Origin of the sequence: Actinotalea alkalitolerans (assembly GCF_023369855.1) — a bacterium.
Taxonomy (GTDB): Bacteria; Actinomycetota; Actinomycetes; order Actinomycetales; family Cellulomonadaceae; genus Actinotalea.
In genome coordinates, this window is record NZ_JAMBPP010000006.1 from 137989 (window position 1) to 163834 (window position 25846).

At 70.7% G+C, this 25846-nt stretch carries 26 protein-coding genes and 1 pseudogene; 19 read left to right on the forward strand and 8 right to left on the reverse strand.

What is annotated here, in order from left to right; translation table 11 throughout:
- The first annotated feature begins 43 nt into the window (after nt 1-43).
- Complete coding sequence (locus M1R94_RS09205; protein ID WP_249381393.1) at nt 44-508, forward strand: pyridoxamine 5'-phosphate oxidase family protein; 465 nt, start codon at nt 44-46, stop codon at nt 506-508.
- 31 nt (nt 509-539) lie between these two features.
- Here M1R94_RS09205 and M1R94_RS09210 read toward each other — a convergent pair whose 3' ends face one another.
- Nucleotides 540-1199 carry a YitT family protein gene (locus M1R94_RS09210; protein WP_249381394.1) on the reverse strand — a complete coding sequence of 220 codons (660 nt, stop codon included), beginning with the start codon at nt 1197-1199 and terminating at the stop codon, nt 540-542.
- A 99-nt stretch (nt 1200-1298) separates the two neighbouring features.
- Between M1R94_RS09210 and M1R94_RS09215 the strand changes: the two genes are divergently transcribed.
- Nucleotides 1299-1793: an Lrp/AsnC family transcriptional regulator gene (locus tag M1R94_RS09215; protein ID WP_249381395.1), complete on the forward strand. Its 495-nt coding sequence runs from the start codon at nt 1299-1301 to the stop codon at nt 1791-1793.
- Between the two features lie 193 nt (nt 1794-1986).
- A complete protein-coding gene (locus M1R94_RS09220) occupies nt 1987-2247 on the forward strand; it encodes a hypothetical protein (RefSeq protein ID WP_249381396.1) in 261 nt (86 codons plus the stop codon).
- Between the two features lie 37 nt (nt 2248-2284).
- Here the strand turns inward: M1R94_RS09220 and M1R94_RS09225 are convergent, their stop codons facing one another.
- Complete coding sequence (locus tag M1R94_RS09225; protein ID WP_249381397.1) at nt 2285-3073, reverse strand: class I SAM-dependent methyltransferase; 789 nt, start codon at nt 3071-3073, stop codon at nt 2285-2287.
- Nucleotides 3074-3257: 184 nt separating this feature from the next.
- Between M1R94_RS09225 and M1R94_RS09230 the strand changes: the two genes are divergently transcribed.
- Complete coding sequence (locus M1R94_RS09230) at nt 3258-4037, forward strand: DUF4184 family protein (protein WP_249381398.1); 780 nt, start codon at nt 3258-3260, stop codon at nt 4035-4037.
- Between the two features lie 3 nt (nt 4038-4040).
- Here the strand turns inward: M1R94_RS09230 and M1R94_RS09235 are convergent.
- Nucleotides 4041-5942 (reverse strand): annotated as a pseudogene (locus M1R94_RS09235) (glycoside hydrolase family 15 protein); the annotation flags it as partial.
- Between the two features lie 12 nt (nt 5943-5954).
- Nucleotides 5955-7073: a phosphotransferase family protein gene (locus M1R94_RS09240; RefSeq protein ID WP_249381400.1), complete on the reverse strand. Its 1119-nt coding sequence runs from the start codon at nt 7071-7073 to the stop codon at nt 5955-5957.
- 342 nt (nt 7074-7415) lie between these two features.
- Between M1R94_RS09240 and M1R94_RS09245 the strand changes: the two genes are divergently transcribed.
- From M1R94_RS09245 to M1R94_RS09270, 6 genes are all read left to right on the forward strand, one after another.
- A complete protein-coding gene (locus tag M1R94_RS09245; protein ID WP_249381401.1) occupies nt 7416-8411 on the forward strand; it encodes an ABC transporter substrate-binding protein in 996 nt (331 codons plus the stop codon).
- Between the two features lie 94 nt (nt 8412-8505).
- Nucleotides 8506-10047, forward strand: coding sequence for a sugar ABC transporter ATP-binding protein (locus tag M1R94_RS09250; protein WP_249381402.1), 1542 nt, complete (start codon nt 8506-8508; stop codon nt 10045-10047).
- A complete protein-coding gene (locus M1R94_RS09255) occupies nt 10044-11090 on the forward strand; it encodes an ABC transporter permease (RefSeq protein ID WP_249381403.1) in 1047 nt (348 codons plus the stop codon). The genes M1R94_RS09250 and M1R94_RS09255 overlap by 4 nt, the downstream gene beginning before the upstream one ends.
- Complete coding sequence (locus tag M1R94_RS09260) at nt 11087-12115, forward strand: ABC transporter permease subunit (protein ID WP_249381404.1); 1029 nt, start codon at nt 11087-11089, stop codon at nt 12113-12115. The genes M1R94_RS09255 and M1R94_RS09260 overlap by 4 nt, the downstream gene beginning before the upstream one ends.
- Nucleotides 12116-12171: 56 nt before the next feature.
- The gene (locus M1R94_RS09265) at nt 12172-13698 is read left to right on the forward strand and encodes a sugar ABC transporter ATP-binding protein (protein WP_249381405.1); all 1527 of its coding nucleotides are present in this window, start codon (nt 12172-12174) and stop codon (nt 13696-13698) included.
- Between the two features lie 2 nt (nt 13699-13700).
- The gene (locus M1R94_RS09270; protein ID WP_249381406.1) at nt 13701-14759 is read left to right on the forward strand and encodes a LacI family DNA-binding transcriptional regulator; all 1059 of its coding nucleotides are present in this window, start codon (nt 13701-13703) and stop codon (nt 14757-14759) included.
- A 69-nt stretch (nt 14760-14828) separates the two neighbouring features.
- On the opposite strand, the gene M1R94_RS09275 is transcribed toward M1R94_RS09270, so the two are convergent.
- From M1R94_RS09275 to M1R94_RS09285, 3 genes are all read right to left on the reverse strand, one after another.
- Nucleotides 14829-15611 (reverse strand): DUF899 family protein, encoded by a 783-nt coding sequence (locus M1R94_RS09275; RefSeq protein WP_249381407.1) that lies wholly within the window; start codon nt 15609-15611, stop codon nt 14829-14831.
- 80 nt (nt 15612-15691) lie between these two features.
- Nucleotides 15692-16036: a helix-turn-helix domain-containing protein gene (locus M1R94_RS09280; protein WP_249381408.1), complete on the reverse strand. Its 345-nt coding sequence runs from the start codon at nt 16034-16036 to the stop codon at nt 15692-15694.
- Between the two features lie 4 nt (nt 16037-16040).
- On the reverse strand, nt 16041-16622 hold the full coding sequence (locus M1R94_RS09285) for a cupin domain-containing protein (RefSeq protein WP_249381409.1): 582 nt from the start codon (nt 16620-16622) through the stop codon (nt 16041-16043).
- A 61-nt stretch (nt 16623-16683) separates the two neighbouring features.
- On the opposite strand from M1R94_RS09285, the gene M1R94_RS09290 reads away from it, so the two are divergent.
- On the forward strand, nt 16684-16923 hold the full coding sequence (locus M1R94_RS09290) for a DUF4242 domain-containing protein (protein WP_249381410.1): 240 nt from the start codon (nt 16684-16686) through the stop codon (nt 16921-16923).
- Nucleotides 16924-16941: 18 nt separating this feature from the next.
- Here M1R94_RS09290 and M1R94_RS09295 read toward each other — a convergent pair whose 3' ends face one another.
- Nucleotides 16942-18048: a winged helix DNA-binding domain-containing protein gene (locus tag M1R94_RS09295; RefSeq protein WP_249381411.1), complete on the reverse strand. Its 1107-nt coding sequence runs from the start codon at nt 18046-18048 to the stop codon at nt 16942-16944.
- 97 nt (nt 18049-18145) lie between these two features.
- Here M1R94_RS09295 and M1R94_RS09300 point away from each other — a divergent pair, with 97 nt between their 5' ends.
- From M1R94_RS09300 to M1R94_RS09335, 8 genes are all read left to right on the forward strand, one after another.
- On the forward strand, nt 18146-18481 hold the full coding sequence (locus M1R94_RS09300) for a VOC family protein (RefSeq protein WP_249381412.1): 336 nt from the start codon (nt 18146-18148) through the stop codon (nt 18479-18481).
- Between the two features lie 40 nt (nt 18482-18521).
- Nucleotides 18522-19556 (forward strand): LacI family DNA-binding transcriptional regulator, encoded by a 1035-nt coding sequence (locus M1R94_RS09305; RefSeq protein ID WP_249381413.1) that lies wholly within the window; start codon nt 18522-18524, stop codon nt 19554-19556.
- Between the two features lie 207 nt (nt 19557-19763).
- Nucleotides 19764-21068, forward strand: a complete 1305-nt coding sequence (locus tag M1R94_RS09310) for an ABC transporter substrate-binding protein (protein WP_249381414.1) — start codon at nt 19764-19766, stop codon at nt 21066-21068.
- 49 nt (nt 21069-21117) lie between these two features.
- On the forward strand, nt 21118-22101 hold the full coding sequence (locus M1R94_RS09315; protein ID WP_249381415.1) for a carbohydrate ABC transporter permease: 984 nt from the start codon (nt 21118-21120) through the stop codon (nt 22099-22101).
- A complete protein-coding gene (locus M1R94_RS09320) occupies nt 22098-22955 on the forward strand; it encodes a carbohydrate ABC transporter permease (RefSeq protein ID WP_249381416.1) in 858 nt (285 codons plus the stop codon). Before M1R94_RS09315 ends, M1R94_RS09320 begins: the two co-directional genes overlap by 4 nt.
- Before the next feature lie 3 nt (nt 22956-22958).
- Entirely contained in the window at nt 22959-23903 is a 945-nt protein-coding gene (locus tag M1R94_RS09325; RefSeq protein WP_249381417.1) for a dihydrodipicolinate synthase family protein, read from the forward strand.
- A 33-nt stretch (nt 23904-23936) separates the two neighbouring features.
- Nucleotides 23937-24863, forward strand: a complete 927-nt coding sequence (locus M1R94_RS09330; RefSeq protein WP_249381418.1) for a dihydrodipicolinate synthase family protein — start codon at nt 23937-23939, stop codon at nt 24861-24863.
- Between the two features lies 1 nt (nt 24864).
- Nucleotides 24865-25833, forward strand: a complete 969-nt coding sequence (locus M1R94_RS09335) for an aldo/keto reductase (RefSeq protein ID WP_249381419.1) — start codon at nt 24865-24867, stop codon at nt 25831-25833.
- The last annotated feature ends 13 nt before the right edge of the window (nt 25834-25846 follow it).

Here is a 25846-nt window from a genome sequence, read left to right on the forward strand (position 1 = left end):
GCACCATGTCCCACTCGAGCCCATCCGGACAGGAGTCGAGCCCGTGACCGACCTGCCTGACGGCGCACCTCCTCGCGGCCTGGAGGAGCGGGTGCGGGACGCGCGTGGCCTGCTCGAGTCCGGCGTCGACCTGTGGGTCGCCACGTCCGGACCTGCAGGGCCTCACCTCGTGCCGCTGTCCTACCTGTGGGACGGCTCGACGCTCCTGCTCGCGACCGCGCGGACCTCCGCCACGGCGCGGAACGTCCTGGCCGACGGTCGGGTGCGGCTGGCGCTGGGCCGCACCCGCGACGTCGTCATGGTCGACGGCACCGCGATCCCGGTCGACCTCGCCGACCTGCCGACGGGCACCGGGGACGCGTTCGCCGCACGCACCGGCTTCGATCCCCGGGAGCTCGGCGGCAGGTATGTCTACCTCCAGGTGAGACCGCGGCGTCTCCAGGCGTGGCGCGAGGAGAACGAGATCGCGGGGCGCGACGTCATGCGCGACGGCCGCTGGCTCGCGTGAGGACCTTCGCGGCCCGGTCGACCTCAGCCCCTCAGGCGCCGAGGTACCGCCCCGGTCGATGGTTGAGCGCCAGCACGAGGTTGAGCACGACCGCCCCGACCGCCGAGGCCAGCAGGGTCGCGGGTGGGACCACCGCGACCGAGAGCGCGAGGACCACGGCGTCGCACGCGAGCTGCACGTAGCCGGCCCGCCAGCCGTAGCGCTCCTGGCAGACCAGGGCCAGGACACCGAAGCCGGCGATGCTGGCCCCGTGCCGGAACAGCACGATGATCCCGACGCCGGCCAGCAGGTTCCCGACCAGGGCCGCGTACGCGAGCGGGATGTCGGCGATCGCGAGGGCGTGCGGGTGCACCAGGGTCAGTGCGGCGACCAGGGCGACCGCGACGGCGGTGCGGACCGTGAAGGCCCACCCCCGCTGCACCAGTCCCAGGATCACGAACGGCAGGTTCACGGCCAGGTAGACCACCGCGAAGGGCAAGGGTGTCGCGTGGCTGAGGAGGAGCCCGAGCCCAGGCGTCCCGCCGGTCACGGCGCCCCCCGACTCCAGCAGGTGCAGGCCCAGGGAGATCAGCAGCGCCCCGGTCAGGAGCGCGAACACGTCCTCCCGGCGCGTGTGCGGTGCGACGGGCGGTGCTGCCACCGCCGACGGTGCTGCCACGGCGGACGGTGTCGTGGCGGCAGAGGTGCTCATGGCGGTCAGCGTCGCCGAACGAGGGGAGACGGGCAACAGGCGAGGTTCTCGCTGCGCAGGATGCACCCGTAGGCCCCCTGTGGCTGCCATGATGCGCAGGTGGACGCCCTCGATGCCAGGATCCTGCTCGCCGTCGACGACGACCCGGACGCCTCCAGCCTCGCCCTCGCCCGTGGTCTCGGCATCGCCCGCAACACCCTGCACGCCCGGCTCCAACGGCTGCGGTCCCAGGGGGCGTTGCGGGAGCCGAGCCGTCGACTCGACCCCGCGGCACTGGGGCGTGCCCTGGTCGCGTTCATCTCCGTCGAGCTCAGCCAGACCACCGGGCACCGGGCGACCGGTGCGCTGATGGCCGTCCCCGAGGTCGTGGAGATGCACGCCACGACGGGTGACGCGGACCTGCTGCTCAAGGTCGTGGCGCGCAGCCCCGAGGACCTCCACCGGATCACCGGCCTGCTCGTGGCCGTGCCCGACGTCGTGCGCACCAGCACGACCGTCGCGCTGCGCGAGGAGATGCCGCTGCGGCTGCGCGCCCTGCTCGAGGAGCTCGCGGCGCAGGACCCCGCACCCCCGTCGCGGCCACCGCGCACCTGACGACGGGCACGTGGTCCGATCGGGTGATCTTGGCGGATCCCGTGAGCCCGTCCCGATCGACGGGCCTTGGGTCCTCCCGTGCCGTCGGTGTAGAACGGCTGTCGTCGTCCGTCCGACCCGTGCCGCGGGTGGGTCGGGCCGCCCCCGGCGCCGAGGTCGTCGCCCCGCACACGGACACGAAGGATGAACGACCATGACGCAGCCCTCGGCGCGACCGGCACGGACCGACGTCTACCAGCAGGCCGTCGACGCCGCGACGGCCCACCGCCGTGAGATCGCCCAGAAGATCACCGAGCTCGAGGGTCGGATCGCCGATCTGCGGGCCCAGGAGGACAACCTGACGACACTGCTCGGTCTGCTCCGCGAGCTCGTCCCCGATGCCCCCGGTCGGTCGGGTCCCTACCTGCCGCCGAAGGACGAGCTCGACGCGTTCGCCCTTCCGCGCAGGGTCTAGGGCGGCGGTGCTACCGGCCGGGGCGGACCGGCCGGGGTCAGTCCGTCGGTGCGAGCAGCCGGGCGGTCAGGTACGTGGTGCGTCCGGAGTCGAACGCCGCGAAGCCGCGCGAACCCTCGAGCGCGGCGAAGCGTCTCATGAGCGGATGGGCGAGCCGTGGCAGCCACGCACCGATGAGCGCTCGTTTGCGGGTGTCGTCGCGTCGCAGTGCGGCGACCACGTGGGCGGTGATGTCGTCGGTGTCCTGCAGCACCAGGCCTGACCCCTGCAGCTCAGCCATCAGGCGCGGCACGGCGTCGGTCGGCCGGAAGTCGGCGAGCAGGAGCACGCCACCGGGCCGCAGGACGCGCCGCACCTCCGCGAGGAACGCCGGCACCGAGGGGTAGCAGTGCGACGACTCGACGTTGAGGACGGCGTCGAACGACCCGTCGGGGAACGGCATCGCCTGGGCGTCGCCGTGCTCGTAGCGCAGACCGGGCACCCCGGGGTCTGTCCGGTGGCGACGGCAGAGCCGCACCGCCGCCGCGGAGAAGTCGAGCCCGACGACCGAGCGCGGCCGATGGTGGCGGGCGACGTACGAGCTTCCGCCCCCGCGCCCGGAACCGACCTCGAGCACGTCACGGTCCTGCAGGCTCACCCCGCCGATCGTGCGCTCGTACAGGTTGATGCACAGCCGGTCGGGCTCGTCGGCGGTGGGCAGGTCGAGGTCGCCGGCGTCGTCCACCGACGGTGCGTACCCGTAGTTCATGAAGGCCCACTCCGGGCGGGTCACCCGCAGGGCCAGCACCTCGTAGGCGGTGCGCCAACCCAGGTGCCGGGTGCTCACGACCGCCCCCGGACGAGCCGGGCGGGCACGGCATCGGCTTCGAAGGTCGTGTGGTCCACGTCCGTCATCCTCTCCTGCTGTCCGTCGGGTCCACCACCGCCTGGGTCATGAGGCTCGATCGGGCCGGCGACGCGACCACCCCAGGTCGGATGCCGAGGTGGCCGCGCCTCGGCGAGCATGGACCGTGCCCTTCACCCTCGCCCACCCTGCGGCCGTGATCCCGTTCCTGCGTGGTCCGCTGGTGCCTGCTGCGCTCGTGGCCGGCGCGCTCGCCCCCGACGTCCCGTACTTCGTCCCCGTCCCGCGTCACGCGGGTGCCTGGTACGAGCCCTTCGTCAACGCCACCCTCACCCACCACTGGCCAGGGATGCTGACGGTCGCGGTACCGACGGCGGCCGTGCTGGTGGTGCTGTGGTGGTTCGCGCGCTCGCCGCTCGCCGACCTGGTGGTCCGCCGCAGGCCGGACCGCGCACCGGCCGAGCCGCTCGCCGAGGCAGGGCTCGCGCGCGCGTTGCGGGCCGGGGCGTGGATCGTCGTCTCCCTGGCCATCGGTGTCCTGACCCACGTCGCATGGGACTCGTTCACGCACTGGGACGGCTACGCCGTCGAGAACCTGGCCCTCCTGCAGACCGAGGTCGCCGGCGTCACGACCGCCCGGATCCTGCAGGACCTGAGCACGCTGGTCGGCGGCGCGATCCTCGTGGTCTGGGGGTGGCGGCGGCTTGCCGCGTGGCGTGCGAGGGGTGGTCGCCTCGGTGTCACCCGGTCCAGGGCAGGCGTGATCGCGGGTGTGGTCGCCGTCGGGCTGCTGGTCGGGGCGCTGGGGGTGAGGGGCGGGGTGGTCGACGGCGCACCGCTCGATGCGTTGCTGGTCGAGCTCGTGACGGCCGGCGGTGCGGCGACGGCAGCGGGGGTGCTGGTGTACGCGGCTGCGTGGCACCTGGGCGCACGGCGACGAGCCTGACGCTCAGCGCTGCGACCGTTCCTGCGCCGCGGCGATCGCGTCCGCCGCGCGGATGAGGCCGATGTGGCTGAAGGCCTGGGGGAAGTTCCCGATGAGGCGCTCGGCATCGGGGTCGTACTCCTCGCTGAGCAGGCCGACGTCGTTGGCCACGCCGACCAGCCGGTCCATGAGCGCGCGCGCGTCCTCGAGCCGGCCGCTGCTCGCGTACTGCTCGACCAGCCAGAACGTGCAGATGAGGAAGGGGTGCTCGTCACCCTCGAGCCCGTCGATGCCGGAGTCGGTGCGGTACCGGCGCACCAGGCCGTGCTCGTCGGCGAGCTCCTGCTCGATGCGCGCCACCGTGCCGAGCATCCGAGGGTCGTCGTAGGCGAGGAAGCCGGTGTGCGGGAGCTGGAGCAGCGAGGCGTCGGCCTCGGCGTTGTCGTAGGTCTGGGTGAAGCTGTTCACCTCGGTGTCGAAGCCGCGCTCGTCGATCTCCTGCCGCAGCTGCTCACGCAGCTCGCGCCACCGGTCGACCGGGCCGTCGAGCCCGTGGACCTCGACGGCCCGGATGCCACGGTCGAAGGCCGCCCACATCATCGCCCGGCCGTGCGTGAAGTGGTGGGTGTCGCCGCGCATCTCCCAGATGCCGTGGTCCGGGCGGTCGAGGTTGGCCTCGCAGTACTCAAGCAGGCTCTTCTGCAGACCCCACGAGTACCGGTCCTCCTCGACCCCCGCGTCACGCAGCTGGCACAGGGCGATCATCACCTCGCCCACGACGTCGGCCTGGTACTGGTCCGCGGCACCGTTGCCGATCCTCACGGGCCGGGAGCCCTCGTACCCGGCCAGGTGGTCCAGCTCGTGCTCGGTGAGCTCACGCTCCCCGCCGACCCCGTACATGATCTTGACCTCGTGCGCGTCGCCCGCCACCGCACGCAGCAGCCAGTCGCGCCAGAGCTTGGACCCCTCGGTGAGCCCGTGCGCGACCGCGACCTCGATCGTCAGCGCGGCGTCACGTAGCCACACGTACCGGTAGTCCCAGTTGCGGCTGCCGCCGATCTCCTCCGGCAGGGACGCCGTGGGGGCGGCGACGATGCCGCCGGTCTCGGCGTGGGTCAGCGCGCGCAGCACCATGAGGGATCGCAGGACCATCGGGTCGTGCTCGGTGCGCAGGGTCAGCTGCGAGGTCCAGTCGCCCCAGAACCGCACGGTCTCGGCGAGGGCCTGATCGGCGTCGACGGGATCCGGGGTCGACTCGTAGGACGGGAACCAGGTCAGGTCCCAGTCGAGCACCTCGCCCTCGGCGAGCCCGAACCTCCCGGTCAGACGGGGGGCACGCGCGCCGGCCCCCTCGTCACCGGCCGGTCGGTATCCCCCGGGCAGAGAAGCGGTGTCGTGCCTGGCGCCGTTGCCCTCGTCGTCCGTCCCGGACCACCTCAGCAGAGGCCCGCTCACCCTCAGCCCGTCCGGGCCGGCCAGCGACAGCAGCGCAGGCTCGCCGTTCTCGATGATCCGCACCCACGGGGTCGCGCGGGCGTAGTCGAACCGCAGGCGCAGGTCGTGCTCGACCTGGACCGTCCCCTCGAGGCACTCGACGCGCCGGACCAGGTCGGCGCGCGAGGAGCTGGGAGGCAGGAAGTCGGTCACCCGTGCCTTGCCGGTCGGCGTCTGCCACGTCGTCTCCACCACGAAGGTGTGGGGCAGGTAGCGGCGTTCGACCACCTCGCCGTCGACGGCGGAGAGCTTCCACCGGCCGTCGTCGGGCCCGCCGAGCAGAGCGGTGAACACGGCCGGCGAGTCGAAGCGGGGCAGGCACAGCCAGTCGATGCTCCCCTCCCGGGACACCAGGGGTCCGGTGTGGAGGTCGGACAGCAGGGCGTAGTCCTCGAGGGGTGTGCTCACCTGACCTTTGTACGTGGTCCGGGCGACTTCCGCAGATCATGGCCCGGTGAACGCCGCGTACGGCGCCGGGGTCGTGGCGGGCGTGCCCCACTCGTCCTCGGCCCACCCGGCCGCCCGGGCGAACGCCGCGGCGAGGCTCGGTGTGGTGCCCGCCAGGTGCGCCGCCCCCCAGCGCCAGCGGGACGTCAGCAGCTGACGGAAGGTCGGTGACGGCCGGTCGGAGGGACCGGTGCTCTGGCGGTCGGCGAGAGCGCCCGGGGCCAACCAGGTGGTGGCCGCGAGGATCCAGCCCGCGCAGGCGAGGTCCACGGCGCGGGACCAGCCGGGCTCGGCGACGACATCGGGGTAGGCGGGGGCCAGCGCGGCGGTGAATCGGGCGAGCATCGCGTCGGTCAGACCGGCCGGCGGGTCGAAGACGCACCAGCAGGTCGCGAACGGCAGGGCGAGATAGGCGGCGTCCAGGGCGGGGTGGTGGGTGCTGGTGCCCTCGAGGTCGAGGAAGCGCCAGCCCTCGGAGGTCCGCACCGCGTTGTCGGGGCAGGTGTCCCCGGGGGAGACCGCGAGGGCCCGGCGGGCCGAGTCGCTGCCGCGGACGGCGAGGACCTCGCTCAGCGGGACGAGATCCTCGACGAGCGATCGTTCGTCGATCCCCGGGACCAGTGCGCCGAGCCGGGCGAGCCCGTCCCGCACCACCTGCTCGGCGTCCCACACCTCGATGCCCGCGGCGGCCAGCCGCGACTCGACCTCGGGGACCCGGTCGCGGGCACCTGCCAGGAGCGTGCCGAGGGCCTCGGCCCAGTCCAGGGCTCCGGCCCACGCCGCCTCGCGGTCCGACCCGAGCAGCAGGTCGGCGAGGGTCGGTCCCGGACCCAGGTCGCTCATCACGAGCACCTCGTGCGTCGCGTCCACGCCCAGCAGGTCCGGGGTCCGGGTGAGGGTCGTCAGCCCGACGTGCTCGCGCGCGAACCGCTCGCGGCCGTCCGCGTCGGCCTCGAACCGCTTGACCACGAGCGTCGCACCGTCGGGAGCCGTGCAGCGCAGCACCAGGGAGCGCTGCGCCCCTCCCAGGATGACCGCCCCGCTGAGCGAGGCACCCAGTGCGGTGCCCGCGAGGGCGAGGGTCTCGGTGACGTCGAGGGGGGCGGTGTCGGTCATGACGAGAAGTCTGACTCCCCGACCTGCACGGCGCGGACCATCCGGATCTCCCGGAGTCCGTCCTGGAGGGTGCCCGAGGCGTCGGGGAGGGCGCCGTGCGCGGCAGAACGCTCGCGCCAGGTGTTTGGACAGATGTGAGGACTGGCGGTGCGTCACATCTCGCCTCGCTGTCGCGTTCTGTCCAGGTCGAGGCCGATTGTGTTACCCAACTGTGACCTCGGACACATTGTCCTGGGTCCGAATGTTAACGCTAATATTCATCACATGGCTCGCAGTGCGGGCTCGCAGGGAGGCACCCGACGCTGGCGATGACGCCGGTCCAGAACGAGGAGGTTCTTGGAGATGCGGAAGCAGATCTTGTCCAAGCTGGCACTGGTGGGGGTCATCGCCCTCACCGCAGCCGGATGCTCGTCCGGCGACGGCGACGGCGACGGCGCCACGCCCGGCGAAGGTGGTGGTGGCGGCGACGCCATCACGGTGGGCTTCGCCCAGACGGGCTCGGAGAGCGGCTGGCGCAGCGCGAACACCGAGTCCATGAAGACGGCGTTCTCCGCTGAGAACGGGTTCGACCTGGTGTTCAACGCAGCGGACAACGACCCCGCGGCCCAGATCGCTGCGGTGCGCTCGTTCATCAACCAGGGCGTCGACGCGATCGTCATCGCGCCGATCGTCGAGGACGGGTGGGACGACGTCCTGCAGGAGGCCAAGGACGCGGACATCCCGGTGATCCTCGAGGACCGCACGGTCACGGCGTCGGACGACCTCTACGCCAGCTGGGTCGGTCTCGACTTCACCCTCGAGGGCCAGATGGCGGGGGAGTGGGCGGCGGAGACCTTCACCGAGCCCACCACGATGGTCGTCCTGGAGGGGACGACGGGCTCGGCCCCGGCGAACAACCGGGCGGACGGCTTCGACGCGGCCATCGAGGGCACGCCGATCGAGAAGATCGACTCCCAGACGGGCGACTTCACCCGTGACGGCGGCAAGTCGGTTATGGAGGGGTTCCTGCAGAAGTTCGGCGCCGACGGCATCGACCTCGTCTACGCGCACAACGACGACATGGCCCTCGGTGCCATCGAGGCGATCGAGGCCGCCGGTGCGGAGCCCGGCGTCGACATCAAGATCGTCTCGATCGACGCGGTGCGGGACGGCATGCAGGCACTGGTCGACGGCAAGATCAACTACATCGTCGAGTGCAACCCGCTGCTCGGCGACAAGGCTGCTGCGCTGGTCAAGGCCGTGCTCGCCGGTGAGACGGTGGACAAGCGGACCATCGTCGAGGACCAGGCGTTCGACCAGGAGGCCGCGAAGGCCGCCCTGCCGGACCGGACGTACTGAGCCGCACGTCGCGAGACGTAGTCCGCGGCGGTGACGACGCCGGGTCCTGGATGGGACCCGACGTCGTCACCGCCCGCACCGACGAGGGAGATGCATGACCGCCATGCCCACCACCGAAGCCACCCCGATCGTCGAGATGCGCGGCATCACCATCCGGTTCCCCGGGGTGCTCGCGCTCGACCACGTTGACTTCCTGCTGCGCCCCGGCGAGGTCCACTCGCTCATGGGCGAGAACGGGGCCGGCAAGTCCACCCTCATCAAGGCGCTCACCGGGGTCTACGCGGTGGACAGCGGGACGGTCACGGTCGCGGGGGCCGAGCGGACGTTCGCGACCACGGCCGAGGCCCAGGCCGCGGGCATCTCGACCGTCTACCAGGAGGTCAACCTCTGTCCCAACCTCACCGTCGGTGAGAACGTCATGCTCGGGCACGAGCAGCGCCGCGGCGGCGCGATCGACTGGCGGGGCACCCACGCCGCGGCCGCCCGCCACCTTCAGGGCCTGAGCCTGGGGATCGACCCACGATCGCTGCTCTCCACCCACTCGATCGCGATCCAGCAGCTCGTCGCGATCAGCCGCGCGATGGTGCTCGAGGCCAAGGTGCTCATCCTCGACGAGCCGACGTCGAGCCTGGACCGCGACGAGGTCGAGCAGCTGTTCGCAGTGATCCGCGACCTGCGCGACTCCGGGGTCGCGATCCTCTTCGTCTCCCACTTCCTGGACCAGGTCTACGAGATCTCCGACCGCATCACCGTGCTGCGCAACGGCGCGCTCGTGGGCGAGTACGTCGCTGCGACCCTGCCGCGTGACGCCCTCGTGACCAAGATGATCGGTCGGGAGCTCGAAGACCTCGACGCGCTGTCCCGGACGGCCCACCGCGCCATCGACCGCTCGGCCGAGCCGGTCCTGCGTGCCGAGGGTCTGGGCAGGCGCGGTGTTCTCGAACCCGCCGACCTCGAGGTCTACCCCGGCGAGGTCGTGGGGCTCGCCGGGCTGCTCGGCTCGGGCCGCACCGAGCTCGTGCGGCTGCTGTACGGGGCGGACCGGGCCGACACCGGCCAGGTCAGCGTGCACGGGACGCCCACCAGGATGACCTCCCCGCGGCACGCGATCGACCATCGCATCTCGTTCTCCTCCGAGGACCGTCGCGGCGAGGGCATCGTGGCGGACCTGACCGTCGCGGAGAACATCGTCCTGGGCATCCAGGCCCGCAAGGGGTGGACCCGCAAGGTCCGCAGGAGCGAGCAGGACGCCCTGGTCGCCGAGTACATCCAGGCCCTCGGGGTGCGACCGGCCGACCCCGACGCCGTCGTGGGGAACCTGTCCGGCGGCAACCAGCAGAAGGTGCTGCTCGCCCGGTGGCTCGCGACCGCACCCGAGCTGCTCGTCCTGGACGAACCGACCCGGGGCATCGACGTGGGTGCCAAGGCCGACATCCAGCGCAAGGTCTCCGAGCTCTCCGCACGCGGGCTCGCGGTCATCTTCATCTCCTCCGAGCTCGAGGAGGTGCTTCGATTGGCGCAGCGGATCGCGGTGCTGCGGGACCGCAGGAAGATCGGCGAGGTCGACTCCTCGGAGGTGGACCTCGACGGGCTCATCGAGTACATCGCCAACGAGGGCAAGGGGAGTGCGGCATGACGCGCATCTGGCGGCACCGGCTCTTCTGGCCCAGTGCGGCCCTGGTCGCGCTGATCACCATCAACTCGATCGTGCGGCCGCGGTTCCTCATGATCACGGTGCGTGACGCCGAGCTGTACGGGGCGCTCATCAACATCCTGCGCAACAGCGCCCCGCTCATGCTCGTGGCGCTGGGCATGACGATCGTCATCGCGACCCGAGGGATCGACCTGTCGGTCGGGGCGATCATGGCGGTGTCCGGCGCCGTCGCGCTGACCGTGATCGACGGCTCGAACGACCCGGGCAACGTCGGCACCGTGCTCGTCGCCGTCGGGGTGGCCATCCTGGTCGCCCTGGTGCTGGGAGCGTGGAACGGCTTCCTGGTCGCGGTGCTGAAGATCCAGCCGATCATCGCGACCCTCGTGCTCATGCTCGCCGGGCGGGGTGTCGCGCTGCTGATCACCGGTGGGTTCATCACGACGGTCAACTCCGCGCCGTTCGCCTACATCGCCAGCGGCTACCTCACGGTGCTGCCGTTCGCGTTCTTCATCTCGGTGGCCGCCATCGCAGTGATCGCCGTCGTCGAACGGCGCACGGCCCTGGGGGTGCTCACCGAGGCCGTCGGCATCAACCCCGAGGCGAGCCGGCTCGCCGGTGTGCGCTCGCGCGGCATCATCTGGGGTGCCTACATCGTCAGCGGTGCCTTCGCCGGGGTGGCGGGGATCATCTACGCCTCCAACATCAAGGCCGCTGACGCGAACGCGGCCGGGCTGTTCATCGAGCTGTACGCGATCCTCGCGGTGGTACTCGGGGGCACCTCGCTCGCGGGCGGCAAGTTCTCGATCGCCGGCACCGTGATCGGCGTGCTCATCATCCAGACGCTCGACTCCACGATCCTGTTCCTCGGCGTCCCCTCGGCACAGAGCCCGGTGGTCTTCGCGCTGGTCGTGGTCGCGGTGGTGACGGTGCAGTCACCGAGGGTGCGCAGCGCCCTCGGCGCCAGGAGCAGGAAGGCACGGTCGCGCGACATCGCCGACCTGGAACGGACGGAGGTGTCGGCATGAGTGCGACGGCGACCGCGACCAGGACGGTGCGCGCGGAGCGTCCCGTCTCCCGGGTCGAGACGTTCATGAGCCGGCACGCCGCGATGACCCCGAGCTTCGCGGCCGTGGTCATCCTCGCGCTGCTGCTCGTGGGTGCCGAGGCGTTCCTGCGGGGCGACTTCGTCACGGCACGGACCCTGTCCGCGCTGCTGCTCGACAACGCGTACCTGTTGATCCTCGCGGTCGGCATGACGTTCGTGATCCTCACGGGTGGCATCGACCTCTCGGTCGGCTCGGTGATGGCCTTCACCGGGATCCTGGGCTCGCAGCTGCTCGCCGCCGGGGTACCGGTGTGGGTCGCCGTCCCGGCGATGCTCGCGGGCGGGTCAGCGATCGGGCTGCTCATCGGTGTGCTCGTGCAGTACTTCAACGTCCAGCCGTTCATCGCCTCGCTCGCAGGGCTGTTCCTGGCGCGTGGGCTCGCCTTCGTGGTGAGCCTGTCCTCGATCCGGGTCGAGCAGCCCGCGGTCCTGTGGCTGCAGCAGAACCGGATCAGGCTCGGTGACTGGTACGTCACGCCCACAGGGATCCTCGCCCTGCTGATCGTCGCCCTGGCGGCGTTCGTCCTGCACCTGACCCGGTTCGGGCGGACGGTCTACGCGATCGGCGGCAGCGAGCAGTCCGCGCGGCTGATGGGCCTGGGCGTCGCACGGACCAAGGTGACGGTGTACGTCATCAGCGGGTTCTGCGGGGGCCTGGCCGGTCTGGTGCTCACCGCGTACTCAGGGGCGGGGTACCCGCGCAACGGCATCGGCACCGAGCTGGATGCGATCGCCGCGGTGGTCATCGGCGGCACGCTGCTGACCGGTGGTCGCGGGTACGTGCTCGGCTCGCTCATCGGGGTGCTCGTCTTCGGCACCATCAAGACGATCATCTCGTTCATGGGGGCCGAGCAGTCGTGGATGCAGATCATCGTCGGTGGTCTGCTGCTGCTGTTCATCGTGGTCCAGCGAGTGATCGTCGCCCGCTCGGAGCACCGAAGATAGCCGCCGCGGACAGCGCGATGTCAGCCGTACACCGTGCGGCTCGCGATAATGGGGCGATGGACCAGGCCGAGCGGGCGCAGCCGTTGCTCGAGCTGACCGGCGCGACGGTGCGCTTCGGTGCCGACGCGGCCCTCGACGACGTCTCCTTCCGGATGTTCCCCGGCGAGGTGCACTCCTTGATGGGGGAGAACGGCGCGGGGAAGTCCACGCTGATCAAGGCCATCACGGGCGTGCTCGCACTCGATGCGGGCACGCTCGTGCTGGACGGTCAGGAGGTCGAGTTCGCCACCCCGCAGGACGCCCAGCGCGCCGGCCTCAGCACGGTCTACCAGGAGATCGAGCTCCTGCCGAACCTGTCGGTCGCCGAGAACATCCTGCTGGGCCGCGAGCCGCGCTCGCGGGGGGTCGTGAGCCAGCGGATGATGCGGGCGCGAGCCCGGGAGGTCCTCGCCGACCTCGGTCTGGACATCGACCCGGCCTCGGTGCTGGGCACCCACTCGGTGGCCGTGCAGCAGCTCGTCGCGATCGCCCGGGCCATCTCGACCGACGTCCGGGTGCTCGTCCTGGACGAGCCGACCTCGAGCCTCGACCTCGACGAGGTCGCCGAGCTGTTCCGGATCATCCGCGAGCTGCGGGACCGCGGGGTCGCCATCCTGTTCGTCTCGCACTTCCTGGACCAGGTCTACGAGATCTGCGACCGCGTGACGGTGCTGCGGGACGGCAAGCTCGTCGGTGAGTACCTGACCCGCCAGCTCCTGCGCATCGACCTCGTGCACAAGATGCTCGGCAGGGACGCCTCGGACTTCAAGACGCGTCAGCGCACCGCGGTCGACGAGCCGACGGGCCCGGTGTTCCTCAGCGCGCGCGGGCTCGGTTCGGCGCCGGGGATCACCGGGGCGGACGTCGACCTGGGTGAGGGTGAGGTCGTGGGCGTCGCCGGTCTGCTCGGCTCCGGTCGGACGGCGCTCGCCCGGGCGCTGACCGGCATCTCACGGGTCGACGCGGGCATCATCCGGATCGAGGGTCAGCCCGTGAGCCTCGACTCGCCCCAGCGAGCCATCTCGCTGGGCGTCGTGTACTCCTCGGAGAACCGCCTCGCCGAGGGCATCCTGGGTGAGCTGTCCGTGCTGGACAACATCACGCTCGCGGTCCAGGCGCAGCGCGGCATCTTCCGGCGCATCCGGCCCGCGCGCCAGCGCGAGCTCGCCCAGAGCTGGGTCGAGGCGCTCGGCGTCCGGCCCGCCGACCTCGACCGCCCCGCGGGGACGCTCTCGGGCGGGAACCAGCAGAAGGTGCTGCTCGCCCGGCTCCTCGCCCTCTCCCCGCGTGTGCTCGTGCTCGACGAGCCGACCCGGGGCATCGACGTCGGGGCGAAGGTCGAGATCCAGAACCTCGTCGGCGAGCTCGCGGACAACGGGTTGTCGGTGCTGTTCATCTCGGCCGAGCTCGAGGAGGTGCTGCGCGTCGGTGACCGGGTCGCGATCCTGCGTGAGGGGCGGGTCGTCGAGACCCTCGACTCGACGGACATGACCGTCAACTCCCTGCTGGCGCTCGTCGCGAGCCCTGACGAGCAGGAGGGCTGACCATGACCGACGACAAGCCCGCCCGCGCCGCGAACATCTTCGACGTCGCCCGTCTCGCCGGGGTGTCGCACCAGACCGTCTCCCGGGTGATCAACGGGCTGCCGAACGTCCGCCCCGCGACGCGTGAACGGGTCGAGCACGCGATCGCCCAGCTGCGGTACAGCCCGTCACCGGCGGCCCGCTCCCTGGTCTCGCGGCGCACCCGCACGCTCGGACTCATCGCCCCAGCGGTCTCCGACTACGGTCCCACGCGCATCGGGATGCACTTCTCGATGGCTGCGCGCGCCGTCCGCTACAGCGTCGACACGGTCACGACCGTCGACGACGACCCGGGCGGGGTGCGGGCCGCGATCGAGGGTCTGCTGCGCCAGCGGGTCGACGGCATCGCGCTGATCGTCATGGACATCGGGGTGCTCGAGATGGTGCGCGAGCTCGACCTGGCGATCCCCGTGGTCGCCGCGGCGTCCTCGGCGCGCCGCAGCCCCCTGCTGGTCCAGATCGACCAGTACCGGGGTGCGCGGGCAGCGGTGCGGCACCTCGCCGAGCTCGGTCACACGCGGATCGCCCACATCGCTGGACCCGCCCGTGCCGCCGACGCCGTCGAGCGGGTGCGCGGCTGGCGCGACGAGCTCGCCGAGCGCGGGCTGCCCGTCGTCGACCTGGCCTACGGTGACTGGACGGCCGAGGCCGGCTACCGGCTCGGCAAGGAGATGGACCTCGAGCCCGGGATGGCGGTCTTCGCCTCGAGCGACCTCATGGCCCTGGGAGTGATGTCCGCGCTGCGCGAGCGTTCGCTGAACGTGCCCGGTGACATCAGCCTGGTCGGCTTCGACGACATCCCCGAGGCCGCGTTCCTGTACCCGCCGTTGACGACCGTGCGGCAGAACTTCTCGGCCCTGGGTGAGCTCATGGTGCAGAAGCTGCTCGTGACCCTCGAGGAGGGCCAGGACGAGACGACCGACACCCCGCTCGCCACACGGCTGGTCGTGCGCGACTCGACCCGCGCCCTGGGTGTCGGGGCGGTCCGACCCGTCGCGTCCGAGCACGCCCGCCCGCTGTAGGGGTGGCTCGTCCGGCAGGTCGCCGACCGGCCGGATGTCGGGTGTGGCAGCCATGTGGTCTCCTTCCGGTCAGTGGTGGGCGCCGTGCCGGCCGAGGGTGTCCACGGGGGTCGCGCCCGGGCGGGTCCACTGGGGCACGGGACGGGTCGTCTCGGCCCACAGGGCGTTCCCGTCGGCGTCCGACCGCCAGTACCAGCAGGCGTCGCGGCCCTCGGGCCAGCCGTCGGGAGTCTCCTCCCACGCCTCGCCGCGACCCCGGGGAGTCATGTCGAGCAGGCCGAACGACGCGACGGCCGCCTCGACGCCCCGCCCGGTCGTGGCGTACGTGAGGAACGCGCGGTCGCCGTCGCGCAGGTAGCACGCGAAGGAGCCCATGTCGTCGCCGACCGGCGGCTCCACCCCGCGCACCGAGTACCAGGGCTGGGTGTACCCCATGAACTCCACGAAGGGCGCCACCTCGTCCCACGGACCCGTGGTGAGGATGGCGAACGAGACGCCGCGGGCGTTGAGGTAGGCGGCGTCCTTGAGGTGCCAGGCGGTGTAGGTGCAGCCCTCGCACTGCCCCTGGTGCGGCGCGCCGTCGTGCCACATGTGCTTGTAGACCAGGAGCTCGTCGCGACCCTGGAACAGGCTCAGGAACGGGACCGTGCCGTCAGGTCCCACGACCTCGGTGGTCGCGTCCAGCTCGACCATCGGCAGCCTGCGACGCGCCGCCGCGAGGGCGTCGCCCGCCCGGGTGTGCGCCTTCTCCTGGACCAGGAGGTCGTCGCGGGCGGCCTGCCAGGTGGCGAGGTCGGCGACGGGCGGGAGGCCGGGCCGTGGGGTGCCGGTCGTGATCGGTGTGGTCGTCATGAGTGCCTCCATGGTGCCTGTCGACGGCGGCGCGGTGCGTCGCCCTGGTCACCTGGGCAGACCCGCGGGCCACCCGGATCTCATCGGGGTGCGGACCGCACCGCGGTGACGTCCACCCGGTGCTCGGCCCGCCAGTCGCGGGGTGAGGTGCCGGTGCTGCGCTTGAACGCGCGGCTGAACGCCTCCTCGGCCTCGTAGCCCACCCGGCGACCCACCGCGGCGACGCCGAGGTCGGTGGTCGCGAGCAGGTCCCGCGCCCGGTGGACGCGCCACTGCGCGACGTAGCGCATCGGCGACCGGCCCAGCACCAGCCGGAACCGTTCGCCGAGTGCGGACCGGGAGACCGAGCCGGTCCGTGCGAGCTCGGCGACCGTCCAGTGATGGCCCGGGTCGTGATGGATCGCCGCCAGCGCGGGTGCCAGCACCGGGTCACGCAGTGCCGTCGCCCAACCGGTCCGGGCAGCCGGGGCGGACGCCAGGTGCAGGCGCAGCACCTCGATCAGGAGCAGCTCGGAGAGCCTGGCGGCGAGCGGGGCGGGGGTCGGCGCGGTGTGCGCGAGCGCGTAGGCGATGTTCGCCCTCACCCACTCCGCGGCGGAGCACGGGCATCTCGGTCCACGGGGTCGGTGGGATGAAGCTGGCGATCGGCACGACCTCGGCATCCTGGATCCCACCCATCGTGTGCTCGTCCCCGTAGGGCAGCACGATGACGTCTCCGGCCCCTGCCCAGTGCCGTTCGCCGTCGGACAGCGCCACCCAGCACGCGCCCGAGGCGACCAGGTGGAAGAGCAGCACGCGCTGCGAGCCCGGGTGGAGCAGGCTCGCGGTCGCGCGGCCGGGCATCGAGGAGTACGCCCAGCCCTCGTGGTACTCGGCTCGCAGGAAGACGGCGCCCTCGAGGCGGACCGGGCCGAGGGGCTCGGCGAGCAGGTCGGGGTACTGCGTGGCGCCTTGGTCATGTGCGGCAGCGCTGCGGTCATTCCCGGCGATCACCTCGCCCACGAGACTCATCCTGACACACCGTGTCGGAGGTCTGGCGGACCGGGAGAAGGGAACGACGATGCCCCTGTTCATGGATGTTCACACGATCGACGGCGGGGTCGGCGCGGCCGACGTCGCCACCGCGCACCAGGCCGACCTGCGGGCTCAGGTGCCCCATGAGGTCAGCTATCTGCGCTACTGGGTCGACGAGGCCGAGGGCAAGATCTTCTGCCTGGTCGACGCCCCCGACGCCGGCGCGGCGGCGACGGTGCACCGCGAGGCGCACGGCCTCGTCGCCGACGAGATCTACCAGGTCACCGAGGGTTCCTGACGCCCTTGACGCATCGCGTCAGGGGCTCGGTGGGACGACGACGTCGGGTTCCAGCCCGAGGTAGTGCCCGTACCGTTCGGCGGCGGCGTCGATGGCGGCCCGCTCGCCCGACGTGAGGCGCCGGTAGGGGCGGATGTCGAGCTGGACCCGGGTCCGGTGCAGCGTCCGCCTCATCCCGGCGACGAGCTGGCCGTCGACCAGCGCCATGCCGATGGCCGCCTCACGGGTGCGCGGCACGATCCCTTCGGCGTCGATCATCCATCGCGAGTCCTGGTACCCGCGGTAGATCTCGTCGAGGACCTGCAGGAGGTGACCGGCGGGATCGACCGTTCCGACCGGGCGCGGCGTGCCTGCTGCGTGCCAGTAGAGGCGCCCGTCGTGCTCGAACGACTCGAGCCGGTGACGTGCGGCCTCGACGCCGAGTCGCGCGTCACCGAGGGTGAGGGTCGCCCAGTAGGCCAGGTCCTTGACCGTCGCCGGCCCGTGGCCGGTCAGGTAGCGCAGCGCGAGCCGGCCCAGGTGCTCCTCGCGGTCACCGTCGGCGAGCTCGGTGCGGTCGACGACCCGGTCCGCCCACGTGGCGTACGTGTGCTCGCCGTCCACGGGCCGCCCGCTGCACACGAGCCGGTCCAGCTCGAGGTACGCCATGAGGAGCATGAGGACCTGACCGGTGAGACGGCTCCCGAGGGCGGGCAGTCGTTCGCGGACTGCCTCAGCCACCTCGGGGCGAGTGAGGTCGGGGGTGGCGGCCAGCGCCTCGAGCACTGCGCCTCCCAGCGCCTCGAGCTCGCCGGTGCGCAGGCCGACGTCGCTCACCAGCTGCCGCTCGACCAGGCCGCGCACCCGAGGGCCGGTGAGAGCGAGAAGCCAGTCCGCGTCCTCCCGGAGCACGTAGTGCCAGGTGGGGCGCAGGACGTGGGTGCGCACCACCGCGCCGGAGGTCAGGAGTGTGGCAAGGTCGTCGGCGTCGGGCACCGCGGTGCGGCTGGCGACCGCCCACGCCGACTGGCTGGGGTTCTCCGCCTGGACGCACAGGAGTCTCCCCACCGCCTGCGCCGCCGAGTCGGCTCGGGGACCGGACAGGCCCTGGCTGTGCAGCCGCCACCTCGCGATCTCCGCGTCCATGTCGGAACGCTAGCGCGGCCCCGGCGGCCCTCGAGGTCGGTGGCCGGGACGGCCGGGGTGCTGGCACCGGCGGGGTGCACCGGGGGACGATGGCCCCGTGGGACACGAACCGACCATCGGGCCGACCGTGGTCCAGGTCAACCTCTTCTGCGAGGACGTTGCCGGCGCAGCACGGTTCTACGCCGCGCTGGGCCTCCCGCCGGTGTTCGCCGCACCGCAGGAGGGCCCGGCCGAGCACGTCGAGATCGAGGTCGCCGGCACGCGGATCGGGCTGACCTCCATCTCCGCCGCCCGCAGGATCGCGCACCTCGACGTGGCGGTGCAGACCGCGGCCAGCACCGAGCTGGTGCCGTGCTTCGCCCTGGTCTCGTGCCGGCAGCTGCCGTCTGCACCTGCCGTCGGGACCGGTGCCCAGCTCGCCGGCTGCCGCTGACCTCCAACCCAGCCGCTATGTTGCTCGCGGAGAGGGGACCATGGCTGCGAAGGCGGACACCGGCAAGCCAGCGACGATCTACGACGTCGCGCGGTTCGCGGGCGTGTCGCACCAGACGGTGTCACGGGTGCTCCGCGGCGTCGGCAGCACGCGTCCCGAGACTCGCGAGCGTGTCCTGGCCGCACTGGAAGCTCTCCACTACCGACCGAACGCTGCGGCGCGTGAGCTGGCGTGGCCACGGCCGCGGAGGATCGGGGTCGTCGGGTACGAGACCTTCGAGTCGAGCACGAGCAAGGTCCTCAAGGGCGTGAACCGTGTGGCCACCGAGGCTGGGTACGTGCTCGACATCGTGACCGTCGACCCGCTCGGAGATGTCGACGAGATCGTCCGCCGGCTGAGCGCCATCAACAGCAGTGACGTCGCGGGGCTGCTGGCGACGTCGCCGACCTCGCGCGTGCGGGAGGCTCTGGAGAGAAGTGTCTTCCGAATGCCGGTCTTCCTCGACGTGAACGGTGAGGTCGACCTGCGACCGGGTCCGTACCGGGGGACCAGTCGGGCGGCGCAGATCGCGATGCGTCACCTGCTCGAGCTCGGTCACACACGCATCGCCCATGTCGCGGGTCCTACCGGCTGGGACAGCGCGGCGAACCGTGAGGCGGTGTATCGCACCCTTCTGGAGGAGCACGGTCTCGAGTCGTCGGAGGTCGTGCGGGGTGACTGGTCGGCGGCCTCCGGTCACCGTGCAGCACGGTTGCTGCCCGGCGACGCCGGGATCACGGCGGTCTTCGTGGCGAACGACCGGATGGCGCTCGGTGTGATCAGAGCCCTGGCGGAGCGTGGCGTACGGGTGCCCGAGGAGGTCAGCGTCGTGGGGGTCGACGACATCCCGGAGGCGGCGTTCTTCTGCCCTCCCCTCACGACGGTCCACATCGACTTCGCTGCCGGAGGGGAGGTCGCCGCGCGGAGCTTGATCAGTCTGATCGAGCGCCCCGACGAGCCGCCACCCCTTTACCCCGAGAGCCGGCTCGTCGAGCGGCAGTCGACGGCCCCACCCGCCCTCGTCGTGCACCCCTAGCTCGAGCGGCGGTCCCGGACAAAGCGACGCGGGGCCTTGCCATGGCAGGACGCGGCGGCTAAGTTACCGGTAACAAACCGATTGTTACCGGTAACACTGTTGTTCCGGAACTCTACCCAGGGCCCACCACGCCAGCCCTCGCCGGGAGAGTGCGGCGCACGAGATCCCGAGTCACCACAGCCCTGCCATGACAAGGAAGTGATGCAGATGCGAATCCACCTGCCACGCACGGCGGCCCTCTTGGTTGCAGGAGCCGTCACCGCGTCGATGCTCGCCGCGTGTGCCAGCCCCCAGGATGCCGAGGCCGAGTCAGGAGCCCCGGTCGTCCTGAGGTACTGGTCCTGGGCGCCGAACATCGGCGCGATCGTCGACGTGTGGAACGAGGCGAACCCCGACATCCAGGTGGAGGTCAACACCTCCACGGGTGCCGCGGACATCGTTGCCAAGCTCTCGGCAGCCAAGGAGGCGGGAACCCTTCCCGACGTGTCCAACACCACGTACGAGAACCTTCCGAACCTGATCGTGAACGACATCGCGGCGGACATCACCGAGGCGTTCGAGAGCTATGAGGAGCAGATCGCGCCGGCAGCATGGAACCTCACGACGTTCGACGGGGCGAACTACGCGGTCCCGCAAGGAACGAGCCCGCAGTTCCTCTTCTACCGGACCGACATCTTCGCCGAGCACGGCCTCGAGGCACCCACGACGTGGGACCAGTACGCCGATGCGGCTCGGGTGATCAACGCAGCCGATCCGTCCAAGTACCTGGCGACGTTCCCTGCGAACGACGGTCAGCTCTTCGCGGCCCTGAGCCAGCAGGCGGGTGCGCAGTGGTGGTCGCAGTCCGATGGCGGCTGGACGCTGGACATCGACGGTCCGCAGAGCACGCAGGTGGCCGAGTACTGGCAAGGCCTGGTCGACGAAGGAGTCGTGGCCACCTTCAAGACGTGGACCCCCGAATGGCAGGCCGCGATCGCCGACGGCACCCTCGCCAGCTGGCTGAGCGCCGTGTGGGCGCCGCCGCTGATCGCGCAGAACGCACCGGGTACCGAAGGGGACTGGGCGGCCGTGCGCATCCCGCAGTGGACCGAGGGGGCACCGGTCTCAGGCGTCCTCGGGGGCTCGGCGACGGTGGTCACCACCGGGACGCGCTACCCGGACGAGGCGCGTGAGTTCGCCATCTGGCTCAACAACTCCGAGGATGCGCTCACCGCCTACATCGAGAACGCAAGCATCTGGCCCGCGAACCTTGCCGGTCGTGAGCTGCCCGGGCTCAAGGGAGCCGCGCCCGCCGTCCTGGGTGACCAGGACGGCTACTACGACCTCGCTGCCGAGATCGACGAGGAGACGGTCGTGGTGACGTGGGGGCCGAACGTCGCCAACGCGTACAGCGAGTTCAACGACGCCTTCAGCGAAGCCATCACCTCGGGTGGGAGCTTCACCGACGCGCTGGCGCGAGTCCAGGAGGTCGTGGCCGCCGACATGTCCCGGCAGGGCTACACCCTCGACTAGACCGACGGGGCCCCCGCCGCGTGGCGGGGGCCCACAGGGAGATGACGAGATGGCCTCACAGATCACCGAACCACACACGACCGACACGTCCCCGTCGTCGACGCTCACCCGAAGCCGCACATCGCACGGTCGCCGCACCTCGCTCGAGCCGAGACTCGCGCCCTGGCTCTTCGTCGCGCCGGCACTGCTCCTGGCGGCCGGCCTCCTGGCGGCGCCCCTGCTGTACACGCTGTGGCTCAGCTTCCAGGGGCGTCGCGTGACGGGCTCAGGACTCGGCGTCTCGTCGCAGGTCTTCGTCGGGGTGGAGAACTATGCCCGCACCCTCGCCAGCGGAGCTCTGCTGGGTGGGATCGGTCGGATGCTCGTGTACGCCCTCATCGCGGTGCCCGTGACGATGCTCCTCGCACTGCTGTTCGCCCTGCTGCTCGACCACGCGTCCACGCGCTTCGGGCGATTCTCCCGGATCTCGATCTTCGTGCCTTACGCAGTCCCCGGGGTGATCGCCGCACTGATGTGGGGATTCATGTACCTACCAGGCGTCAGCCCGATCCGCGCCGCCTTCATCGCCCTCGGGATGTCACCTCCTGACCTGATGGGTCAGGGCTCGATCTTCTTCGCGATCGCGAACATCACCATCTGGGGGACGGTCGGGTTCAACATGGTGATTCTCTACACCTCCCTTCGTGGTCTCCCGGCGGAGCTCTTCGAGGCGGCACGCATCGACGGCTGCAACGAGCGGCAGCTCGCCCTCAGGATCAAGCTGCCGCTGATCGTGCCCGGCATCATTCTCACCGGTCTCTTCGCGATCATCGGAGCCCTGCAGGTGTTCAGCGAGCCCAACACCATCATGACCTTGACGAACTCGATCGGGTCGGACTGGGTCCCGATGATGCTCGTGTATCGCGACGCATTCGTGACGAACGACCTGTACGGGGCCTCTGCGACCGCCGTCGTCATCACCCTGATCACACTGGTCGCGTCACTCGGGATGCTGAAGATCCTGCAGAAGCGAGCCTTCGGTGAGGACTCATGAGCACCGTTGAGGCCCGCAGGCGACGTGCCCCCGTCTGGCCCACGCTCGTCCTGCTGGTGGGCGCGGTCTACTGCCTGATACCGGTCTACTGGCTGGTCGCGGCCTCGACCAAGAGCGCCGGCGAGCTGTACACGACGTTCACCCTCGCCCCCAGCTTCACCGGCGGGCTCGCGGAGAACTTCACCGGTCTCATGGCGTTCAACGACGGCGCCTTCCTGCGCTGGAGCCTGAACAGCGTCATCTTCTCGGGAGGAGGTGCGCTCCTGGGGACGCTGGTCGCCGCGGGCGCGGGCTACGGGCTCGCCAAGTACCGCTTCCGCGGCAAGACGCTGGTGTTCAACTTCCTGCTCATCGGCGTCCTCATCCCCGGGGTGATCCTGGCCATCCCGCAGTACCTGCTCCTGTCGAGGATCGGCATCGCCGGTACCTACTGGTCGGTCCTGCTCCCGTGCATGATCAGCCCGTTCTCGATCTACCTCGCACGGATCTATGCCTCGGCTGTCGTGCCCAAGGAGCTGCTGGAGGCTGGACGGCTGGACGGGGCGAACGAGTGGCGAATCTTCAGGTCCATCGCGATCTTCCCGATGGTCCCCGGGCTCATCACTGTCTTCCTCCTGCAGTTCGTCGGGATCTGGAACAACTTCCTGCTCCCGTACATCATGCTCAGCCGCACGGAGACCTACCCGCTCACCGTCGGCTTCTTCTCGATGATGAACCAAGGAACCGACCAGCCGAACGTCTACAACCTCGTCATCATCGGCTGTCTGCTGGCGATCATCCCGCTGATCCTCTTGTTCCTCTTCCTGCAGCGCTACTGGCGGCTGGACCTCGTCAGCGGATCGCTGAAGGGCTGAGCGATGACCGGATCATCAGTGCTCCCCGATGGCGCGTGGCCCGTCATGCTCACCCCCTTCTGTGAGGATCGTTCGATCGACTGGGACGGTGTCGATGCGTACACCGACTGGCTCATCGAGCTGGGGTCGGCCGGCATCTTCGCGGTCGCACTGTCCAGCGAGATGTATGAGCTGACCCACGAGGAGCGGGTCGCGCTCGCGGCTCGGGTGGTGGACCGGGCAGCTGGCCGCGTCCCCGTGGTCGCGTCGTCGGTACACAGTGGCCTGGTCGAGGACCAGGCGGTCGGCGTCGGGCAGATGGCGGCGACCGGCGTGTCGGCGGTGGTGCTGATCTCCTCGCTCGTCGCGGGGCTCGACGAGACCGAGGAGACCTGGCTCGCCAACGTCCGGACGATCGTCGACCTCAGTCCTGGGGTGGACCTGGGGATCTACGAGTGCCCGGTCCCCTACAAGCGCCTACCGTCCCTCGATGCCGTCCGCTGGATGGCGGCGAGTGGGCGGTTCACCTTCTACAAGGACACCAGCCACACCCTCGAGCTCATGGGCGAGCGGCTGAGCGTCATGCGCGGTAGCCGGCTCAAGCTGTACAACGCTGCGATCGGGAGTCTCCTGCCTTCCCTCCAGCTGGGGGCATCAGGCCTGTCCGGCTACGCCGCCAATGTCTATCCCGACCTTGTCTCGTGGTTGTGCCGGCACGCGGCGTCCGGCGACGCCGCAACCGTCGTCGCTCTCCAGCGCCTGCTCACCGTCACGGAGCACGCCGTGAACCTCCGCTACCCGTCATCGGCGAAGTACCTCCTCGATGTCGGGTCACGGCTGACCTTCCGACCGATCAGCCGGTGGAAGCCCGAGGTGATCGGCGCACACGAAGGCCTCCCGTTGCAGCAGCTGGCGGAGTACATCCGCGACCTCGGCCTTCCCCGTGACGCGCTCGACGCGCGTCGTTGACCCACCACCCGCTCCTTCGACGGAAAGCACAACGTGAAACTCCTGCCCGACGGCGCCTGGCCGGTCATGCTGACTCCCTTCCACGAGGATCTCTCGGTCGACTGGGAAGCTCTGGACGCGTACACCGACTGGCTCGTGGAGCTCGGTTCAGCCGGGCTGTTCGCCGTCGCGCTCTCGGGAGAGATGTTCGACCTGACCGAGGACGAGCGACTGGCGATCGTCCGACGGGTCGTCGACCAGGTCGACGGCCGTGTCCCTGTGGTCGCATCGATCGTCGCGGAGGGCCCGCCGGACTCTCACGCCCGGGCAGCGTCGCGGCTCGCCGACACCGGCGTCGACGCCGTCGTCCTCATCGCCTCCCTGCTGCTGGCAGAAGACGCCGGCGAAGGAGCCCTGCACACCTCGATCGAGCACATCCTCGAGGCGAACCCCGGCGTCATGTTCGGCATCTACGAGTGCCCCCTTCCCTACCACCGCATCTTGACGACGGACACCGTCGCCTGGATCGCACAGAGCGGCAGGTTCCTGTTCTTCAAGGAGACGAGTCACGACGTCGCCGTCATGGCCGAGAGGGTTCAGGCGAGCTCAGGCACCCCGATGAAGGTGTTCAACGCGGGGATCGAGAACCTCGTCGAGTCCCTCGCCGTCGGGGTCGCAGGACTGTCGGGCTGGGTGGTCAACGTGTACCCGGACCTCGTCGCCTCCCTGTGCTCCCTGGCGGGCGGGCTCCACGGCCCGCAGGCGCGCGTGCTCCAGGACGCCCTGGACGGGGCCGAGCGTCAGATGGCAGACACCTATCCGAACTCGGCCAAGTACCTCGTCGCGCGCCGGTCCGCCGTCCCGATGCTCCCGGTCAGCAGATGGCGCAGCACCGCACTGGACAGTACGGCCCTCGACGCCGTCGCCACGGCGATGGCCGAGCTCGGCGAGGGCATCCGTAGCGACGAGCAGGTTCGCTGACGTGCAGTACGCGGCTCTGGGAGCGGCCCGGGTCGAGGTCTCCCGGTTGTGCCTTGGGACGATGAACCTCGGGAGCCGGGCCACCCCCGAGGAGTCCCACGCCATCCTCGACACAGCCCTCGAGGCAGGCATCAACTACGTGGACACCGCGAACACCTACGGGAGCCCGGGGCGGCCGGGCATCGCCGAGAGCATCATCGGCGACTGGTTCGCCCGAGGGGGTGATCGTCGCGAGCGCACGGTCCTGGCCACCAAGCTCTTCGAACCGACCGCGGACTGGCCCAACCACGGCGGCCTCTCGGCCTTGAACATCCGCCGCGCATGCGACGCCTCCTTGTTGCGCCTCCAGACCGATCACATCGATGTGCTGCAGATGCACCACATCGATCGAGCAGCGCGATGGGATGAGATCTGGGAGGCCTTCGACGTCCTGCGCCGACAGGGCAAGATCATCTACGCGGGGTCGTCGAACTTCGCCGGCTGGAACCTTGCGGTCGCCCAGGGTGCTGCTCGAGACCGCGGGAACCTCGGACTGGTCTCGGAGCAGTCCGTGTACAACCTCGCGCAACGCACCGTGGAGCTCGAGGTCCTGCCCGCCGCCGAGCATCTCGGGATCGGTGTGGTGGCCTGGAGCCCGTTGGCCGGCGGACTGCTCGCCGGGACGCCGACCGGTCACCAGGGACGCCGGACGGATCCGGGCGAGACGGTCAGGCGGGATCAGCACCGCGGGCAGATCGACGCCACGGCGGACATCGCCGGTGATCTCGGCACGACCACCGCGCAGCTCGCCCTCGCGTGGCTCCTGACCCGCCCAGCTGTTGTCGCGCCCGTCGTCGGTCCCCGCACGGTCGAGCAGCTCTGCGGACTGCTCCCCGCGATCGATCTCGTCCTCAGCTCTGACGTCCTCGCCGCGCTGGACCGCGTCTGGCCGGGGCCAGGAGGTCAGGCACCGGAAGCCTATGCCTGGTGATCCGCACCCGACC